This is a genomic window from Bacillus sp. GbtcB14, assembly GCF_019091205.1.
GTDB classification, from domain to species: domain Bacteria; phylum Bacillota; class Bacilli; order Bacillales; family Bacillaceae_G; genus Bacillus_A; species Bacillus_A cereus_AG.
Genome location: NZ_JAGXJT010000214.1, coordinates 1 through 254 on the forward strand (window position 1 = coordinate 1; position 254 = coordinate 254).

The following is a 254-nucleotide window of genomic DNA, read 5'->3' on the forward strand; positions in this document are numbered from 1 at the left end:
ATAAGACATTTCCAAATATGCCGCTCCCGGAAGCACCGCTTTTTCCCTGACCACATGATCCTTCAGGAAAAATTCTGTGCCTGTACACCGTGAGCTGAACCGCTGTACGGCCAAATCTGACGTGTTTTGCTGCACGAGCGGGTGTAAAACTGAGATTCCGGTGTGTGCGGCAGATGTTTTCTTTTCTGCTTTTTTCGGCCAGTACGGCTCCTTTGCAAATGGGTAGACCGGCACGCTGATCCGTTTCGGATGCT

Annotated in this window: 1 protein-coding gene; it reads right to left on the minus strand. The window is 50.8% G+C overall.

Going from position 1 to position 254, the window contains the following annotated elements; genetic code table 11:
- On the minus strand, positions 1 to 254 hold a 254-nt coding region (locus tag KVT31_RS29755; RefSeq protein ID WP_217613748.1), incomplete at both ends, for a hotdog family protein.